Raw genomic sequence first — 21,039 nt, 5'->3', positions numbered from 1 at the left:
AGTAATAATATATAATAAAGGAGGCAACTTGACAATGAAAAAAGGTAAATTAGTAGTTAGTGTTGGTTTGGCTACAGCCATGTTAAGTGGTACTGCTTTTGCGGCTATACCAGCCAGTGATGCAGGTACTGTTATATTAAATGATCAAGGCTTAGCTTATGACATTGAGTACATGGATAATAATACAGATGCCGCTTTAAAAGTAGTAGAGGCATTAAAAGGTCAAGAAGTTTATGTTAAGTTAGGTGAAATGATATATAACCCGATGACTGGTGATATTGTTGATGCTAGTGAGTTGGCGCAGATAGAATATACAGATGCCAACGGAAATACCGCTACATATGAAGCGGGAGACGGGGAAAAGATAGGAGAAAAATTACAAGTTGAATCAGTAAGTGCTATTAACGGAACAGAAGTTACGGTAACACTAGCTAATGTACCAGCTGACTTACCAGCAGGTAGTGAATTCACAGTAAGCGATAGTAACGATGCAGTGTATGCTGTTACTAATATAGCTGCAACTGCAACTGAAGGACAGTACAAATTAACTCTTGGTACAGCAGTGGCAGGAGTAGGAACTCTTACAGTAGCATACGGAGATAGCTCAGCAGACTTAGCTTTTGATACAACAATTGCTGGATTAAACTTAAGTATGTCAACAAATGATGAAGATGCTACATTAACAGCTGACGGTGCTGATAATGCTATAGTAACTGTTACAGTATTAAGAGACGGGGTTAAAGATGAAAGTTTTGAAGGAACTGTGAAGTTCCAATCATTGAAAGGTGCTCAATTTGCTAAGGAAACAGTAGCTTTTGATAAGGGTGTTGCATCAGTACAGTTAACATCAATGTCATCAGCAGTAGCAATTCAAGATACAATTGTAGCTACTATAGCTGAAGCGCCTGCTGACGAATCATTCGTTGGTGAAAGCCAAAGATTAACCATGAACTATGTACCTGTAGATGGTAACCAAGAAACGGGTGACAAAGTATTTATAACTTATGCTGAATCTGACAGTGCGAGTGATATATTTGTTAAGTTTAATAAAGACATTAACTTTGAAAAAGTTTATGCTGACTGGGAAGATGACAGTACTATCATTCAAATTAGTGATGATGGTGGGCTTTCATACAGAAATATTGAAGACTTAGTTCAAGTTGATGGTAATACAGTTAAATTAGTATTACTTGAAAGTCAAGCATTAAATGATAATAAAGAGATAACAATTAAAGCAACTAACTCAGGAGTAGACGGAACCTTAATTGATAGTAACTACAGCTTTAACTTGGTAGATAAGGATGCTCCAGAGGCATTAGGTGTATCAACCCCTGACTATAGAACTATTGTAACTAAGTTTACTGAGCCTGTATCAGTTACAACTGCAGAAGTAGTTGGAAACTGGGTACTTAATGGACACCAATTAGCAGCTGAAGATGTTGCATTTGTAAAGGTTGGTAGAGACTTAGATGATAGCAAAACAATAGATGCAACAGAAGTATATAAAACTGATAATGACAATAGAAATTATGTGACTATTAGATTAACGGCTACTGGTGCGGGATACTTTAAAGAAGATGCTGATGGTAATCCAAAGATGAACTTACTTCAAGCATATGACATGATCGATTATGCAGGATTAACAGATACAACTGGACAAAACGAAGCGACAACTCAGGAATTCAAGTTCATGACTCCAGAGGCTCCTGCAGCTCCGACAGCTACAGTATACATGGATTCTCCAGAGCAATACAGGGTTGTATTTAGTTCAGATGTTCAAACAAAAGATGGTTCTGACTTAGATAAAGATCACTTTGAGTTTAAATATCAATCAAAGGCTGACCCAACTAATGCTGATGATACTATTAAGTATGCTGAAAGTATTCCAACAGCTAATGATGCTACAACAGCAGATAGTGTGGTTGTAACTAAAGTTTCTGACAATGAATATTTGTTAGAGATGAATAGGGACTGGACAGAAGAATTAGATACTGATACTAATAACATAAATTACTATACACCTGATAATAACCATGTACAGATAAGTGTTAAGGTTGGTACAGGTACTGATGAAATAGTTAACTTAAACGAAGTTGCTATGGCTGCGGACAAAGTGGAGTCATTCGAATTAAATATAGATGATTTAGAACCAGCAATTACTACAGCTAGTCAATCATACGATACTGATGGAACACCACTTAAGAAAGTTGAAATAACTATGAACGAGCCTGTTCAAATGGTAGACGATACTGGAGCTACTCTTATGACGGCTGAAGATACAATTTCTCAATATCAAGGTACAGGAGTACCAGTACCAACATTTGAATTTGTTAGTGAAGACTTAAAAACTACTATTGAAGGTAAATTAGTAGCTTCATCATTAACTGATGATGATATAACATTCGAAGTTGAGCCAGTAGATACAAGCAAATTAACAGCTGGTAACTGGACAGTATATGTGAGATCTATTTCTGATGATATTGGAAATACATCTGCAACAGAAAAATATGATGTAACAATTGAAGCTGCTGCAAGTGAAACTGGTGCGCCTCAAGTTATATGGGCAGATGCACATGATAACGTTGACTTAGATATTGATGGTACAGCAGATTCGGATGTAGTACACGTACAATTCGGCACTGAAATGGATCTTGATGTATTTACTTCAACAGTATACACAATTAACGGTGAAGACCTACCAACAGGTGTTAAAGTTGAAGGTGAAGAAAAGTATTATGATAGTGATGATGATGGAGTAATCGAATCAAATGGTGATGACTTATCAGGAACATTCGTATCAATTACATTACCAAAAGGTTTCTTAGGAACTACATCAGATGTAGTGAATGATGATATTTCAACTAATGCACTTGCTGATGCTAACCAAGATCAACCACATATCTTAAATATCAGTAAGAACTTAACAAGTGCTGAAGGAGTAGCAATCAAGTCTCCAACAGAAATCGAGTTAACTTACGAGATCAATGATGGTGGAGATAATCACGGAGAATTAATCCATGATACAAACACTAGTGTAATGAAAATAACTTCAGCAAGCACAGTTCAAACTGCGGCTTCATATACAATAGGTAATGCAGCATTGACTAATGCCAGTAATGATGTTGTTATTGATATAGATGCTGATAGTGCATTAGATGGTGCATATGGTAATAGCATTCAAGTAGAATTATTAGACAATACTGATGGAAATACTGCTGATAAGATTGAAGCAAGCTTTGCAAGTGATATATTAACAGTAAATCTTGATCCAAATGCTACTAACGGAACAATTACTTTTGCTGACCTTGAAACTGCAATTGAAGCAGCTGGAGCATTCACAGTAACAGTAAATGCTGCAGATGCTGCTAGTGATGTAGTTGTTGGTGATGCATTTGCAGCTACAAACTTTATTGGTGGTAAAGATGTTGTTACAGTAGATTTCTCTGAAGCTTATGCAGCAGCAGATGTAGATAATGCTGATGCTACAACAGACTTCGCAATTAGTGGAGTTACTAGCTTTACAGGTACGTCTGCAGAAACTGATGGAGATACAATTGATATCACTATTACAGCGGCAGATGCGCAAGTTAAAGGTGCTGACATTAATGTAGTGTCTGGTCAACTTACAGATGATGCAGATGGATATGATGCATCAACAGACGCAGCAACTATTCAGTAATAAAATTATAAATGTTACTCTATAGTTTAATAGAATAATATTAATAAAACTCGAGGGTTTATCCCTCGAGTTTTATTATGTGCGCCCAGCATGGGCATAAACTAGTCGGTGAAAGTCCGATACAGGGGCTGATAGTGCCGACCGTTAGCCTAAGACAAGGGTGTTCACTGTGAGGTGGAATGTGAAGGAAGTCTGAGGCAAAATTCCGGTCTGAGGTATACGAACCACATTTGAGGCTGAATATAGTTGGATGAGTTTGCATATCAAAACAAAGTCCGTATCACCCGAAGTTATTACAGTAAATTTGGCAGATATATGGAATGAAGGTAGATGAACTTCTATCCTACCTTCAAGAACATTATGAAACTTTGAAGGCAAGTCTGCTAAATGAAGTATACAAACCTAAAGCAGTAAGGAGAAAAGAAATACCTAAGCCAAATGGGGGAATAAGACTCTTAGGAATCTCCACAGTAATAGATAGACTAATACAATAATCAATACACCAGGTAACTAATCTAATATTCGATAGGGAATTTTTAAATAGTAGCTTTGGGTTTAGAAAAGAAAGAAGTGCTCATATGGTTCTTAAGCAATCACAAAAATATATTGGATTGTCAACCCTTTTTAAGACACTTTTTTGTCGGACATTAACATTCTATATTCCACAGGGGTAAGGTAATTTAATGACCCATGAATCCTGTGATTATTATACCAGTTCACATAATCAAATAATAAATATTCAAGCTCCTCAAAACTATTAAATATTTTGTTAAAAGCAAATTCTGTTTTAACAACTTTAAAGGTGGCTTCTGCTACTGATAGCAATAGGTAAGACTTTGATCTTATCTCCATCTTTTCCCCTGCTTCACACCGTACGTGAGACTTTCACCTCATACGGCATTCCATCTTAAAAAATCTTTTAGACTAAATTAATTGAATTACATTCTTTACGATATTTGTTTACTTTACCCAATTCTTGTTCGTTTAATTGGAGTTTGTCCATATATCTATCAATCGTTTCATTTGTTGTAGAGTGAATTAACTTATGAATATCTTTGTGTCTTGCAATCAAGTTGGCAAAACTATCAGTTCCACCTAATGATATAGGTTTTACATGATGTATTTCCACTTCATTAGCATATAAGAAGTTTCCTGTTATTAAACAGTTTCCTTTTTGTGATGAATATTTAGATAGTTTGTCATCTGCTAATTCAACTGAATTATATTCATAGATATTTTTCATAAGTTTATGAATTTCAGTAGCGATATAAGATTTTAACTTTCTATATACTACTTCTCTGCCTTGAGCTGTGTAATTACAAGTATCTTGAGAGAACCCGTATATAGTATTTGTTTGTATATCTGCTATTGGATGTAGATACATATTCGCTAACTTAAAAGTTTTAAATTTATTCTTATTGAACCTTTTATATGTTTCATTAGGGTTAATAGGAATTTGGTATTTTCCCACTGACTTTAAACGATTGAATAGGGTTTTACTTATTTGATAGGCTATTTTATCAAGGTCTACATTGTTACTTAGAAATAGAACTCATGTGATTCTGGAATTATCCTAAATAAATTTACACAATATTCTTGACAATACTGCATAAAAATTTGCCCTAAGGTACAATTGAGTAGTTTGTAAATATGTTATAAGATTAATATATAGTATTTTAAAACTCAAATCATAATTTTATTAAAAGGCAGGTGAAGAATTTGGAAAATAAGTTTAAACTAGCAAATATATTAGATTCAGATGAAGTTAATGTCTTTAAGTCTCCTGTTATAGCGGCAATTGTCCTAGTTTATCTGACTACTGTATTTGTACAAAACACATACAAAGTGTCCATGCTTTCAATGATATGGTTCACAATAGCAATGATAATTCATTTATTAGTATATTTCTCTTCTCATAGAATATTTAAACACAATCATTGGCTTTATTTTGCTATACAAGGCATAATTATTTTCTCTTGTGCAGTTATAGTACCTGAAGAATATGAGACTATATTTCTAGGGCTAATCCCAGTCCTTCTTGTTCAGAGTAGGGTAATTTATCGCAGAGTTATTAAAATTATTATTACATTTATTTATTTTTATGGAATATTTTGCGGCACTATTATAGTATTGAATGGAGTAGATGAGCTAATTCGCTATATTCCCATACTTCTGATAATTACTTTGACTGTAATGATATACTCTTCCATCTATATTAGACAAGTAAATTTACGTATTCGTGCTCAGAAACTCACACAAGAATTGGAGCATGCTTATGAGAAGGTAGAAGAATTAACTTTAACTAATGAGAGACAAAGAGTGGCTAGAGACTTGCATGACACACTTTCCCAAGGGCTTGCAGGTCTAATTATGCAATTAGATGCGATAAACACTAATTTGAATAATAATAATACAAAACGGGCAAAAGAAATTGTACAAAAGTCCATGCAGCATGCAAGGAGGACTTTATCAGATTCTAGGTATGTAATACATGATTTGCGATTTGAAAAAACAGAAAACATGGATCTTACTGAAGCAATAAAAGCTGAAATCACTAAGTTTAATGCTACTTCAAATACTCTCATTATAACGAATATTAGTATAAAATCTCAAGTATCGGCAAGGGTGTTCAAGCATATTGTATATATTGTGAGAGAAGGCCTAAATAATATTGGAAATCATGCAAAAGCCAGAAATGTTGTCGTTGAGGTAATAGAGGAACACAATCGAATAAATATAACTATTACAGATGATGGTGTTGGATTCGATGTTAAGCTTTTAAGTCGATTATTTGGACACTACGGGATACTGGGGATGACTGAGCGGGTGAAAGCATTGGACGGAGAGATTAGAATAAAAAGTAAAAAAAGGATGGGTACAAAACTAAATATTACTATACCAATTGGGAAAGGAATAGATGATAATGAATAAGAAAAGAATATTGGTGGTAGATGATCATTTAGTAGTGAGAGAAGGGATAAAGCTAATCTTTGAAACAGAGGCAAATTATGAAGTTGTAGGGGAAGCAGAAAATGGAAACGAAGCATTAATGTTAATAGAACGGTTAAAGCCGGATATTATTTTGTTGGATTTAAATATGCCAAAAATGAGTGGCTTAGAGTTAATGAGACACCTAAATGAAAAGGATTTTTCAGTACCAATCATGATCTTAACAACCTTTAATGATAATAAACTAATTATGGAGGGACTTTCCCTAGGGGCTAAGGGATACCTCCTTAAAGATACTCCTCGAGAAGAACTTATTAGAACTATTGAATCTGCTATAAGAGGAGAAGTACTTTTACAGCCAGAAATTAGTAAAAGTATCTTTGGTACTAAAGAGACATTAAATCCAATCAAAGGTTCATCTGACTTTTCAATTACAGAAAGGGAGTTGTTTGTGCTACAATCTATTGCAAGGGGTTATAAAAGTAAGGAAATAGCTTTCGATATGGGTATATCTGAAAGAACGGTTAAAGCACATTTAACTAATATATACAGCAAGCTTAAAGTTAACTCTAGAGCAGAAGCTGTTGCAGTAGCCATAGCACAGGGTATTATTCATATTGAAAAATAGTATTTAAAAAACAGTAAATAACTTTTAGAAGATGAAAAAAAGCAAGGTAGAGGTAACCGACGAAGAATTGATGTATGGAGACTAAATGAAATCATTGATATAATAAATTCGGTAGAAGTTAAATATGTATCAACTTTGTGAAAGGATTTGTTCTTATTTGTTATTTTAGCAAAGTTTTTAACTACACATTAGGAAGTAATTCTTTGATGTTTATGAATAGAAATTTGAGAAGCTTGGCTATGCAAATAGCCAAGTTTTTTTAGCACTTTTGTATAGATAGATATGTTCTGATATTGATATTGTGAAACAAAATATGCCGGATATATAATTTTGCCCAAAGGTACAATTGTTGCAAGTTTAAATATGTTATAAGATAAATATGCAATCCTTTATTACCACAGTTCATACTGATTTGAGACAAAGCTAATCAGTGTTTATGTCATGCCACGGTAGGCAATTGAAAAGTTATAGAGATATTAGTGAAGAGAGTGTTCATAAAGTCCAACAGTGCCTTTATAATCATGATTATCATTTTATGAGTAACTAAACTATTTATATGGAAGGAAGATATTAATGAATAAAAAATTTATGTTGCTGATTTGTTCGGTAGTAGTTTTGATCTTATTTTTATATGGATGTAAAAATAGTACAAATACAACCGGTGTAAAAAATGTAAAAACAGTTGAAACAATGGTCCTTTCTCCATCAAAATATGATGTAAAACTGGATTATCAGGGGATTGTAAGACCAAGTAAAATAAGAAAGTATTTCTTCAAATCTAGTGGCAAGGTATCGAAAGTAAATGTTCAAGAGGGTCAGTACGTCAAAAAAGGGGATGTCTTGGCAACCCTTGATACAACACATCTCAAATATTCCTATGCTTCTACAAAAAGTAATTTGGCCATTGCTAAAAATACCCTTGAAAAAACAAGATTAACCTATGATACAAATATTAGAAATGCCGGAGAGAGTATTAAAAATTTAAAACAGCAAATTTCAGTCGCTCAAAGCAACTTAGATGTGCTAAAATCCAAACTTGAAGCAAGTGAAGAGTTGTATAAAGCTGGAGCTATTTCCCAAATGGATATTGAGGGACAAAGAGCACAATATACAAAAAGTAAAAATGGTTTAGAGTCCCTTTGTTCACAACTTGAAACAGCAAAGGCAAATCTTGAAAAACTCAAAAAAGACAAAATAAACGATGTTAATACAGCAAAGGAAAATGTTAAATTAAGTAGAAATTCCAAGGAACAGGCTGAGAAAAATATTATTGATGCGAACCTTAAAGCTGAGGCTGACGGATATATAACAACGGTCGGAATATCCGAAGGGGATTTCGTTACAGCAAATTCACCTATTATCACTGCCAAATCAAACAGCAGTCAGGTTTCCATCGGTGTATCAGCGGAGGATCACAGCAAGCTATCCTCTGTAAAAAAGGTTATAATAAATAATTCTACAAAAGGAGAAATTGACAATATATCCATTTACCCGGATGAAGCTACACATACATATACAGTTGATATTATCTTTGACTCAAATAACATGATAATCGGAGAAATCGTTGATGTAGACCTTGTTTTAGACAGTGCTGAGGGTGTATTCGTCCCAATGGAAAGTGTTATTAATATAAATGGAGTCCATTATGTTTATAAGCTAAATGATGACAATACAGTGAGTCGTGTTCAGATAGACATAAAAGAAATCAGTGAAGGGAAAATGCTTGTAAGCAACCTTTCCGATGAAAAAATAGTTACAACTGGTGTTAAAACTCTTAATGAAAATGATATTGTTTCAGAAATAAGTCAGGCAGATTCTTATGGTCAGAATGGAGGGGGCATCGATGATTAAAAAAATTTTGGAATCACTTATTAAGCAGAAGGGTTTACTCATTATCGTTCTTTGTATGATTAGTATTATCGGTGGCATATATTATGTACAGCTGCCGAGGACATCATTCCCTAAAGTGACGATTCCAAGTGCTAGTGTTGTAGCTGTTGCACCTGGACTTACAGCAGAAGAAGTTGAAAAAGAAATCACAAAAAAACTTGAAAATGCGATTATGGATATAACGGGTTTTAAAGAAAGCTCATCCCAGTCTATGAATAATGCTTCAGCTGTAGTTTTAAGGTTAAAGAATGAGCTTTCTGACGAAGAAGTAAACAATAGTTTTACAGAACTTCGTCAGAAAATGGAAGATATAAAGTCAGAATTACCAGATACCGTTTCCTCTATAACCGTAGATACAAATTTAGTTGATAGTGCCAGTCTTATATTGGCAGTTTCTGGAGATAATGTTTCCAATGATGAGCTTTCGGAACGTGCGATAGAATTACAGGATCAACTGAAACAGATTCATGGGGTATCAAAGGTAAAAGTATTGGGAGATAACAACAGCGAAATTTCTATTATTGTAAATACCCGTAAGCTTAACCACCTTCGTCTGTCATTGGCAGATCTTGTGGGTATGATAAATTCAAACAATTCCATAATGCCTATAGGAAGTGTCTCACTTGAAGATGACAAGTCTATTTCAGTACGAACTTCAGGAAGATATAGTAGCCTAGATCAGCTTGAAAATATTATTATTGGTTCTACGAATAGCAATACACTGATAAGGCTTAAAGATATAGCCGATATTGCGTATAAAGAGGTTGATGATAGTCCATACTACTTATTTAATGGTACAAAAAGTGTCACTGTGGCACTGTATTTCCATGAAGGATTAAATGTAGTAAGTTTAGGTGAAGAAACAAGACAGACGGTGGAGGATTTCAAAGCAGGACTGCCGGAAACAATAAAAGTAAATGAGGTTTATTTTCAGTCCGATGATGTAAAAAGCGATATAGATAATTTTCTTTTAAACGTTATTGAAGCTATAGCCATTGTTATGCTCGTTGTTATGGTAGGAATGAGTTTCAGGAATGGACTTATTGTATCCATAGCCATTCCCTTATCAATCTTTGCAAATTTCATTGTAATGAAATTTGTTGGAGAGCAAATTCATTTTATGTCACTAACAGCACTGATTATGGTATTGGGTATGTTGGTGGATAACTCGGTTGTGGTCAGTGATTCGATACAAACATATATTGATGCAGGTATTGACAGACTGGAAGCCTGTATAAAGGGAACAAAAGATGTTGCTGTATCGGTATTTCTTTCAATGCTTACAGCTGTACTGACATTTGCATCAATGCTTACATTATCAGGTGTAAACAGGCAGGTTATCATTGCCATACCTATTGTTATTATTACGTGCCTTGTGCTTTCTTTTATAATATCAATATTTGTAACACCTGTGTTTTGTTATATTTTTCTGAAACCTGCCAACCAAAACAAAAAGGAAAAAGTTGGTATTACCCAGAGAGTGTACGATGCAATATCAAAGTATACCTTCAAACATAAAATAATAACAATTATTACAGCCATAGGCATGATTGTTTTGTTTGGGGTTATAATGACAAACTCTACAATGGATATTATGCCAAAGGTAAATAAGGAATATGTACTGATTGATATAAAAAATTATCAGACTGATAATTTTAACAAAACAGAAGAGTTAGTAAGAGATGTACAGGATATCATCAATGCACAGCCGGAAACGGTAAATGTTTTTTCCGGTGTAGGTATAGGAATACCTAGTTACAGTTTTGCTATAAATGAAAAAGGCTCCTCTGATAGCTTAGGTGATATTTGTGTAAAAATAGATTTAAAAAAGGGTGGAAGGTTTAAAGTAACAGCTGAAATGGTTGATTTTTTACAGAAAGAAATTAATGCTTCTATCAGTGATGCACATGTTGTTGTCAATCAAATAGGTATTATCCCTGAAACGGGCACACCTATAGGAATTAACATATATGGGGATGATATGGAATTGATGAATAAAACTGCATCACAAATAGCATCAGAACTTAAAAAGGTCGAAGGTGCTACAGCTGTTTCAAGTGATACCTACTATTCAACATATGAATATTTTATCAATATGAATGACAAAAAAATGAACACCATGGGATTAGTAAAAGCATCCGTTCAAAATGAATTTAATATAGCCCTTTCTGGTCGTACAGCAGCAACCGCCTATGATAATGGGAAGGAATACAATATTAATGTTAAATCGGATATTTCAAGCCTTAATGAACTCGAAAATTATAAAATCAAGTCTAATACGGGTACGAAATATATGACAAAGCAGTTTGCTGATTTTGATATATCCACAAGCTTAAATAAAATTAAACACATAGACGGTCAGAGAGTAATATCAATAGGTGGATATGCACAACTTGGATATAATTCAGGTGAAATTAAAAGCAAATTACTTGAGGCGATACAAGGTATTAAAGTGCCGGACGGAGTAACTGTGGATACCACACCATCCGAGGATACCGCTGAAGCTATGGGCGCTATGGGGATGGCAGGGGCTCTATCAATCGTTTTAATATTCTTTGTTTTATATCTTCAGTTTAAAAGTATAAAACAGCTTTTAGTTATATTTTCTTCACTTCCTATAGGCATGACAAGTGGTATGGCGGCAGTATATATAACAGGATATAGCCTTTCATTCTTTGTAATGCTTGGGATGATCAGTATGCTTGGTATTGTTCTTGCTAATGCAATTGTTCTTGTTGACTTTATAAATACGGAAAGAAAACAAGGACTTAATATAAATGATGCCTGTCAAAGTGCTGGTGCTAAAAGACTTCGACCTATACTTATGAGTACTTTGACAACTGTTTTGGGACTTATACCCCTTGCGATGTCAGGACAAGTACTATTTGTTCCACTGGCAATATTACTAATGGCGGCATTGACATTTTGTATGTTATTTAATTTGATTATGGTTCCTCTTTTATACTCTATAATTGAAAAATAACTTTATTGAAATTCCTACAATTTACAAAATATAGATAGGTTATACTTAATTAGACAGTGAAAACTCGGACATGATATAATAAATAAAATTGAATGGGAGGATTATCATGTCTAATAAAGGAAAGGGATATACTAAAGAATTTAAAATCTAAAGCTAACAAAACCAAATAAACTATCCAGCAGAATTAATACATATTTAACTTCTGCTGGATTTATTATATCAATGATTTCATTCAGTTTGTATACATCAATATTTTATCTTGTTTCATTATTCTCCTTCTTTATTTTACATTTGTAACTTGTAAATCTACTTCATTACTATTCTCAATAAACTTAGATATTCCTTCACTATCGTAATAAATTAAACTTGGAATTTCATTGTATCCAACTTCTTTGTCATTTTTAACGTCATAAATAAATCCATTAGAAAGTTTTACAAAGATATCTTCTCCTGGCTCATTTAAGGATTCTACTACTTTTAGAGCTGTAGAAGTGTCTTTATCCATATACCCTATGTCAAAAGCCACTCCTTTTTCTTTCAAAATTACGGTACCATTCTCACTGGCTGGTAAGTCTGTCGCGTAACTTGCCAGGGGTATGAGACCCAGAACTATTAGTAATAAAGCAATTGATTTTATAACAAGTTTTAATTTCATGCATTATCCTCCTTTGTTTTAATATTTATCTCTATATATAGTATACTAATACAAGTAAATTTAAGCAATTAGTTACTACACATAAAATTATATTACTTTTTAAAGTCAACATGTGAATTTTTAGATTTAATATTAACTAAACTAAATATTTCAAAGTCACTATATTTGGGGAACACCTGTACCTGGGAACCCCTTACGTTTTTCTCACAATATGTATATATTTCATCAAGGGAAATAATGTTATTTCCATTATAGTCGGCTTGCATACGATCATCGTCAAAGAATCCACATGCTTCTAAAAAATATAAAGTAAATTCTCCTCCATATCCAAAGTCTAAAGAAGTTTCTCCTCCATTTGCTGAGGTTAGTACTTTGTATTGGTTAGAATTTAGGTATGCTCTTTGTTTTATTTCCATACCATTACTATCTCCAAAAGCCTTTTCAACTTCTTCATTAAATATTTGATGCATATCTTCTAGATTTATTTCTTTAGAAGAGCCTTCAGTAGTCTCTCCATCTGAAGATTTATCTATAAAACCTCCTGAGAAACAAGCATCTATTATTACAACCTTTGTACCCCTTATATTACTTAATGCAGCTTCCAGTTCATGAACACTTATATAATCCTTTTGATAAGTAGCATCAAGAGGTACTATATATGCCGTATTTGTACGGGGGTCCACTGTACCATGACCACTAAAATAGAAATATGATACATCATCATAATCAGCATCTTTAAATGTATTTGATATTTCCCTTAGTATTTGAGATTTGTTTAAGTCCATTTGGTCATTGATGCTACTAAAACTAGAGTCCATTTGTCCTAATTTTGCTTTGATAAATAGCTCTCTCATATTTTCAACATCATACTGGGGACCAGATAAATACTCATCCCCTTCATAATTGCTATTACCCACAATTAAACTCCTATAAGTAACATCATCATTAGAAGAGTTGGAAGTAGTAGCAAATACGATGTCGCTAAAATCTGATGCTATCCCTTTTCCTACTGATTTGACCTTGTAGTATGTAGTACTATTAGGTTCATTATAAGGGTCTTCAAAACAATAGTCTTCACTCCAATAAAATTTATATAAATCATCGGAGTCATTTAAAAATGGATAATACTTACCGTCGTATTCATCACTGTAATATACATGATAATACTCGGCATTACTTACTTTATCCCAATAGACCCTTATAGTAGAGTCATTTATGGCCCAAGCTTTTATTTTAGATGGTGGTGTAAGAGTAAAGGTACTAAAGGTTTTGGCATAGGTGACTTCACTTGCATCGGATTCTTTGCCGTGTTTAACTGCAACAACCTTATAATACCAAGTTTCATTTGGATTACATTGGTCATCTATAAGAGAATAATCTGAATACCAATTAAATTTAGCTATATTATCGTCTTTATCTACAAAGGGATAGTATGTTCCATTTAGTTTATCACTATAATATATATTATAGTAATCTGCATCTTCAACTTCGTCCCAATATAGTCTTATTTCGGTATCCGATACGGCCCAAGCTTGAACATTTCTAGGGGTAGACACTTCACTATATGAAGGGGTTTTAGCAGAGACTATATTACTAAAATCCGACTCTATACCATCCTTTACCGATGTAACTTTATAATATCTATCTGTATCTGGCTGTAGGTTATAAACACTGGCGCAATAATCATTGCCCCAATTGGCTTTAAATTTTTCCTTATTTTTATCATACCAGGGAGTATAAGGGCCATCATAACTTTTACTATCATAAATATAATAATAGTCTGCATCTTCGACTTTATCCCATGCAAGCTTTATTTTACTACTAGAAACATCCCAAGCATCGACATTAGATGGAGCATCAGGTTTATCGTCTACAATACTAATCAGTGTAGTATAGTTTTCTTTAAGATTCCTTCTAGTTTTTGAATATAAATCAGTGGTTATCACTAATTTATAATCTTCATTAACCCTATAGCCACCACTGGGGGACTTTACGTAAACTATACTTTCATCATTATCATCAATAGTCAATATACTTGTTAGCTTTCTATTGGATGATATGTTTAATAAATATATATTATTATTATTTACAGTACTTTTATCTAATGGCAGCGACATTTTTATACGGAGAGTATGATTTTTATCACAATAAAGAATGCCATTTTTTGTTCTTGATGATAGGTCTACTATTCTATTTCCTTTAACGATATCTACATTTGCCCCATTTCTATTTAGATAATCTATAGAAACGTCAAAGCTTGGATCACCTGACTTTTTAATACCTAAGGGTCTGTTGTCGTTAGCATTAACCATATTGGAGGATATGGTTAATAAAATTATAATTAGTATTAATGATATCTTTCTTTTCAATTTTTTTGCCTCCTTTATATAAAAATGTTTATACCTGCTATATTTCAATATAAAAAATGAAAAACCTTTGTTTATTTACAATTTTGTAAAAATAAAATTTGAGACAAAGGAATAGCACTCTTGCCCCAGGTTCTATTCAGTTAAATCATCAGTATAAAAGCCATCTATACCTTTTTCTTCTAAAGTTTTAGCCAGTTCTAAATCGTTTATAGTATGGCTATAAGTAAATATTCCTAATTTATTTAGTTTTTTGGGTAAGCCTGTTTTAGCTTTATCAATGGGCATAGTTATAGCCAATAAATTATTGTGTTTTGCAAAGTTGATTATTTCATCTTCGGAGTTAGTAGATCTGTATAGGGTGTAGATTATATTCTTATAGCCTAAATATTTTACTTTAGAGTATTCTCCCGTATGATAAATTTGTGGTATTATTTGTCTTTTTATATCAGGATAGTTTTTGCTAATCAAAGATAATAGTTTTATATTATCTTTTTTTACATCGGATACTATGTAGGTATTGGGATGATTTTTAAGCCATATGCTTAAGTGCTCTAATGTCATTTGATGCCAATTATTTACCATTTTAAAGTTTTTAAATTCTTTTAGAGAATATACCTTAGGTTCAACATTAAAAAACTTTTTTAAGAAGCCGTCCCAACTATGGAGCAATACTGCTTTTTCATCACTAGTCCATTCAAAATCCACTTCTATAAATTCATAGCCTTTTTCGTAGCTTTTATCTAAAGATTCTTTACTATTAGTATAGGTTAACCCTTTTATTCTACCTCCAGCATGGGAAATAAATTTAGCTGGTTTTATTTTGTTCTTAGTGACGTTTACATAATCAAAATCTTTATTTTTCTTTATAACTTCTTTTAACATGTTATTTTCTAGAACATACATGGCTTTATCTATTTCTTTAATAGCTTTTTCATAGTATTTTTTATATTTTTGTAAATCTACTGATTTTCTTGTACGTTTATTCCAAGCTCTACTATTTTTAAATATTCCGTCTCTGGACATTTCAAGAACTATATCATCTTTAATAAAAGACCCTTTAAGCATATAAGTTTGAGAAGCCACAAAACCAGAATTACTATTAACTAGATCCCGTCCAAAAATAATTGGGTTTTTACTTTCTATCCCCATAAGATTTAATATAGTAGGCATAAAATCAATTTGCCCACCAACAATATCTATCGTTTGGTTAATATCTTTTTCAGGTATGTTTATTATAAGGGGGATTTTCATCATTTCATCAAAATCATAGTCATATCCTAAAAAGCTACTAACATTATCATTTATATTATCATCTGTACTACTTAATCCAAAATGATCTCCATAAATTGCTATAACTGAGTTATTATAGAGGTTATTGTCTTTTAATCTTTTAATAAACTCTCCAATAGCTTTATCGGTATAATGCACTGCTTGTAAATAGTTGCCAAATAACGTATCTCTATCCTCTGCTTTTAAAGTAATATTATGATATTTTTTAGGCATATTATATGGATTATGACATGTTAGTGTAATTAAAAAACTATAAAACGGTTTATCTTCGTTCTTTAGATAATCAATTGATTGTTTAAAAAAATCTTTATCGTTTAAACCGAAGCCTATTTTTTCTTTAATATCAAAATCCTTTTCACTAAAAAATCTTTGAAATCCTTGATTAGGATATGCAGCATCTCTATTCCAAAACTCTTTTTTATATCCATGGAAAACTATAGATTTATAACCCTCATCTCTCATTATCCATGGCAGCCCATAAAAATAGTTATCTTTATAGATATCATAGGCTTGACCATATATTGGGGCATATATGGAGTTTTGACTAACAAATTCGGCATCAGAGGTATTTCCTTTTCCCAATTGCTGATAATAATTATTAAAATAAATTGTATCTTGTTTTATTAATTTATTTAAGTTAGGTGTAAGCTCTTGACCATTATAGTATTTATTTATAACCATATTTTGAAAAGACTCCACTTGTATTATTATTAGATTTCTATTTTTACCTATGCCATATAATTTTTTGTTTTTTATTGGTAGAGGTTTTTTATTCAAAGTTTTAGCTAACTCTTTTTCTATAGATTTGCCTACCTTTATATCGTCCCCCATTATAGATAAGTATATATCCTTGATATGATAAGTAAAGAACTCTTGACTATTTAACCCCTTTACCACATCACTATTTATGGGATTAATTAACACTAAAGTAACAATAACTATAGTCGAAATTATATATATAAGTTTAAAAGATTTATCCACTGACTTATTATATTTTTTAAAATATAAATAAATTATCGGGATATCTAAGAATAGTAAAAAGTCCTTAGGACTTAATAACAACTTGATAGTTTCAGTCACATCACCTAATTGCCCCGCCTGTCCAAAGATATTAAAGGTTAAACTTTCATTAAAGTATCTAAAATAAACAGAATCAGCAAACATTAATAAGGATATAAGTATATATATACACAGGAACAACCTCTTTTTTCTTTTTAATAATACAAATATAAGCCCTATATATACGAGACTTAATAATAATTTAATACCAAAATTTATTGTTATATCCATTAAACTATAATATAATCCTACTTTTAATATTATTAATGATGCTATAAACAGTGAAATATAATTTTTCTTAGACTTCATTTACATGGTCCTCCTAATTATTTAGTTGTTTAGCTGTTAAAAAGTTTGTTGCATCTAGCTATTATAGAATTCCATTCAATTATTATAGAATTAATTCCATTCAGTTGTTGGGGGATTCGTAATCCCACAACTTGATATATATTGCACTAATACTAAATATTATAGTACAATATATATTATAAAACTAGTATATTTTGTCGAAACAACTGATTAAAACCTGGGACAAAGGGACCGTTCCGTTATCACAGGCTTTGTTGTAGAAAAACTATGGGGGTGGTAGAAATTAATAAAAAGGTATTTATTTTGGTTATTATTTTTATGGTAATAGGTATGAATAGCATAGCATTAGGAGATAAAGTTGAAAGCGAAGTAAAGAAAGATATATTAAATGATAGAGTATATATAAACGATAAAATAACAGTGGACATAGAAATTGATCAAGTAAGGGAAATAGTATATATAAATGATACTAAATTTGACTTTAAAGGTAGTTTTCAAAGAATACATTCTGAGGATCTAACAAATGATGGAAGCCAAGAACTTATTATTACTTCAAAGGAAGGGGGTACATCTTCATATCTTAATTATTATGTTTTTAGAGTGGAAAATGATAGAAATATTAAGTTGAGTTTTGAAAGAAATAATATATATAAGGGTGTATTGATAGTAAGAGATAATAAAATAATAGAAAGGACTCCTCTATACAGTAAAAATGATGCCAATGCAAATTCAGATAAATATTTAGAATCAACATATATATATGATGGAGAGGACTTTATTTTAGATAAGAAAAGTGCTGAGTCAAATTCAGATGTTAAGTTATTCTCCCTTCGTAGTAGAAAATATTATGAAAATCCAACTAGAAAAGAAATAGAGGCTAAAATAGAGAAGGTAGCCTTAGAAAAAGGAATTCCTCCTGTTATTTTAAAATCTATAGCCTATACTGAAAGTGATTTTACTCAATTTAAAGATGGAGAGCCTCTATTAAGCTTTGATGGTGTTAGTTATGGTGTTATGCAGGTAACTCCCCACATACATACAGAGTATGATGATGAGAAGTTAAAGTATGATATGGATTATAATATAAATGCTGGTGCAGAAATATTATTAGATAAGTGGGGATATGCCCTAAGGGATAATCCCATAATACCTAAAATCGGAAACTATGACCCTAGAATATTAGAAAACTGGTATTTTGCCATATGGGCATATAATGGATGGTCAGAGTCTAATAATCCCAATATGATACCCTATCATCATGGTAGCTGGGTTCAATATAAAGCATATCAAGAGAAGGTCTTAGACTATGCATATATGTTATATGATGTAGAGATAGGGAGTATAGATCATAGGGAACTTCCAGTGGAGGGGAAGCCTAATCCAAACTACAGATTTGATACACCTACTCCATATACACAGGTAAGCTTTAATACCCATGAAAAGGGAGATATACTTATAAATGATACTCCCTATGGATTAAATATAAGAAACTATGATGGGGAAAAAATAGCAGTGTCTTCTCCAAATGAAGCCCTTATATATTTAGAAGGACCTATATTTTTAAATGATTATTTAAGATACAGGGTTAAAACCATAGGAAAAGATGGAGACTCTATAGAAGGCTGGGTTGCTATAAACTGGACTAAAAGTGCTAAAGATTGTGATTTTAATAAAGATGGTATAGTAAGTATATTGGATATAGAAATATTGAAAAAAATGATAGGAGATAGAGAAAATCAATTTGACATAAATTATGATTATAATGTTGATGATTATGACTTAGAGGTAGTGAAAAAAGCATATAATATGGAACAGGATTGGGATATATGGTCTACAAAGCGAGATATTGCTCCCGATAAGCAATGGGATATTGATTTTAATTATGATGTTTTGGCAGATGCCCTAAATAGCGGGGATATATATATAACAGATGAGTATGGAGAAATGATAGATGTAGTCTTTAAAAATACAGAAAAGGATATAATAAGGGTTATTCCATTAGATAATTATAATCGAGGTGAGTATTATTTATATATAACAAACCAAGTGAAGTCAGTTAATGGTAAAAAGCTAAAGAAAGGTATAAAGATTAAGTTTATTGTTGAATAAAGGATTTGTACTTTGTAAATTTCTAAGTTGAAAAGATAAAATTTATGTTATATTATTAAGGTATAATATTTCTTTGTAATTACTAAAGTACATGTTTCAGATTTGTTAATCAAGACCGAAAAAAGAAAATATATATGAGATATCCGTCATCATTCCTCTGGTAATTGATTGCATAAAAGGGGAACAAATAAAAATTGGTAAGAATATAAAATCAGATATTATTAGTTTGGAGGGATCATTAAGTGAGAAAGAAAAGAGTGTTTATGATAGTTATAATAATTATTATGTTTACATCTATTAATAGCTTTGCAACGGATAATGATGATTGGGAACAACTAGATAGTAAAGAAGGGATATCTATAAATAAAAGTTGGACTATTGAATTTAACAAAAAAGTCAATCTCAGTGATATAGAGGCTATAGTTATAGAGCATGATCATGAGTTTATACCTGTACATATTGCTATTGATGATTGGGATAAAATAAAGGTTACTCCTGTGGATCCATATGAGTATAGTAGTAATTACGTATTAAAAATAGTCCTAATAAATGGGAACAAGTATCTTATGGATTTTAAAACTAGAGATGAAGCTGATAACGAGATAAAAATAAATTTAATAGGTTCGGAAAATGATAGCTTTGATAAAGTCGAAACTACGGTAAATAACCAATTAGAAATAAGTATAAATCAATCTATATCAGGGAACTATTTCACATATGAAATTGATAAAAATGCTAAAACATTAGAAGGGGAGATATATGCTTTAGCTTCATCGGAGGATATATCTTATTATATGGAGTATCAATTGTTTATCTACGATGAAAATAATAATGAACTTTATAGTAGCGATAAGTTTAGAATTGGTGATTGGCCTCAAAATTATTCAGTTAATGTATCGGGTGTAAGGGAGGTTAAACTAGCAGTAAAAGCAGAAAGTTTAACATCTGGATTTTATAAAGATGCCAAAGTTATATTGAAAGATTGTCAGCTTATTTTAAAGGAATATTAATTGAATGATATTTTAATACAAATTTAGATAAATATTTAAAAGGGCCCAATATATTGGACCCTTTTAAATATTTAGGTGTTGTTTTATTATATTTTCTGTAAAACTTGCT

Annotated in this window: 12 protein-coding genes and 1 pseudogene; 8 read left to right on the top strand and 5 right to left on the bottom strand. The window is 31.9% G+C overall.

Features of this window, described 5'->3' with window-relative positions:
- Window positions 1-295 precede the first annotated feature (295 nt).
- On the top strand, window positions 296-3,679 hold the full coding sequence (locus tag V6137_RS02130; RefSeq protein WP_425446231.1) for a hypothetical protein: 3,384 nt from the start codon (window positions 296-298) through the stop codon (window positions 3,677-3,679).
- 320 nt (window positions 3,680-3,999) lie between these two features.
- Complete coding sequence (locus V6137_RS02125) at window positions 4,000-4,173, top strand: hypothetical protein (protein WP_425446230.1); 174 nt, start codon at window positions 4,000-4,002, stop codon at window positions 4,171-4,173.
- Window positions 4,174-4,303: 130 nt separating this feature from the next.
- Here V6137_RS02125 and V6137_RS02120 read toward each other — a convergent pair.
- Window positions 4,304-4,498, bottom strand: a pseudogene (locus V6137_RS02120) (IS3 family transposase); the annotation flags it as partial.
- Window positions 4,499-4,598: 100 nt separating this feature from the next.
- Window positions 4,599-5,150, bottom strand: a complete 552-nt coding sequence (locus V6137_RS02115; protein WP_425446229.1) for an HNH endonuclease — start codon at window positions 5,148-5,150, stop codon at window positions 4,599-4,601.
- A gap of 248 nt (window positions 5,151-5,398) precedes the next feature.
- On the opposite strand from V6137_RS02115, the gene V6137_RS02110 reads away from it, so the two are divergent.
- From V6137_RS02110 to V6137_RS02095, 4 genes are all read left to right on the top strand, one after another.
- Window positions 5,399-6,610 carry a sensor histidine kinase gene (locus V6137_RS02110; protein ID WP_425446228.1) on the top strand — a complete coding sequence of 404 codons (1,212 nt, stop codon included), beginning with the start codon at window positions 5,399-5,401 and terminating at the stop codon, window positions 6,608-6,610.
- Window positions 6,603-7,256, top strand: a complete 654-nt coding sequence (locus tag V6137_RS02105) for a response regulator (protein WP_425446227.1) — start codon at window positions 6,603-6,605, stop codon at window positions 7,254-7,256. The genes V6137_RS02110 and V6137_RS02105 overlap by 8 nt, the downstream gene beginning before the upstream one ends.
- 573 nt (window positions 7,257-7,829) lie before the next feature.
- Window positions 7,830-9,107 (top strand): efflux RND transporter periplasmic adaptor subunit, encoded by a 1,278-nt coding sequence (locus V6137_RS02100; RefSeq protein ID WP_425446226.1) that lies wholly within the window; start codon window positions 7,830-7,832, stop codon window positions 9,105-9,107.
- On the top strand, window positions 9,076-12,129 hold the full coding sequence (locus V6137_RS02095) for an efflux RND transporter permease subunit (RefSeq protein ID WP_425446225.1): 3,054 nt from the start codon (window positions 9,076-9,078) through the stop codon (window positions 12,127-12,129). Before V6137_RS02100 ends, V6137_RS02095 begins: the two co-directional genes overlap by 32 nt.
- 280 nt (window positions 12,130-12,409) lie before the next feature.
- Here V6137_RS02095 and V6137_RS02090 read toward each other — a convergent pair whose 3' ends face one another.
- From V6137_RS02090 to V6137_RS02080, 3 genes are all read right to left on the bottom strand, one after another.
- Window positions 12,410-12,784, bottom strand: coding sequence for a hypothetical protein (locus V6137_RS02090; protein ID WP_425446224.1), 375 nt, complete (start codon window positions 12,782-12,784; stop codon window positions 12,410-12,412).
- Window positions 12,785-12,876: 92 nt separating this feature from the next.
- A complete protein-coding gene (locus V6137_RS02085) occupies window positions 12,877-15,153 on the bottom strand; it encodes a caspase family protein (RefSeq protein WP_425446223.1) in 2,277 nt (758 codons plus the stop codon).
- Window positions 15,154-15,285: 132 nt separating this feature from the next.
- Window positions 15,286-17,811 carry a sulfatase-like hydrolase/transferase gene (locus V6137_RS02080; RefSeq protein ID WP_425446222.1) on the bottom strand — a complete coding sequence of 842 codons (2,526 nt, stop codon included), beginning with the start codon at window positions 17,809-17,811 and terminating at the stop codon, window positions 15,286-15,288.
- 267 nt (window positions 17,812-18,078) lie between these two features.
- Between V6137_RS02080 and V6137_RS02075 the strand changes: the two genes are divergently transcribed.
- Both V6137_RS02075 and V6137_RS02070 read left to right on the top strand, forming a co-directional pair.
- Window positions 18,079-19,920, top strand: coding sequence for a transglycosylase SLT domain-containing protein (locus V6137_RS02075; RefSeq protein ID WP_425446221.1), 1,842 nt, complete (start codon window positions 18,079-18,081; stop codon window positions 19,918-19,920).
- 242 nt (window positions 19,921-20,162) lie between these two features.
- On the top strand, window positions 20,163-20,930 hold the full coding sequence (locus V6137_RS02070) for a hypothetical protein (RefSeq protein WP_425446220.1): 768 nt from the start codon (window positions 20,163-20,165) through the stop codon (window positions 20,928-20,930).
- Window positions 20,931-21,039: the final 109 nt, after the last annotated feature.

Source organism: Dethiothermospora halolimnae (assembly GCF_037577855.1).
Lineage (GTDB): Bacteria > Bacillota > Clostridia > Tissierellales > VENL01 > Dethiothermospora > Dethiothermospora halolimnae.
The sequence above is the reverse complement of the archived record's forward strand: the minus strand, read 5'-3'. Positions and strand labels throughout refer to the sequence as shown.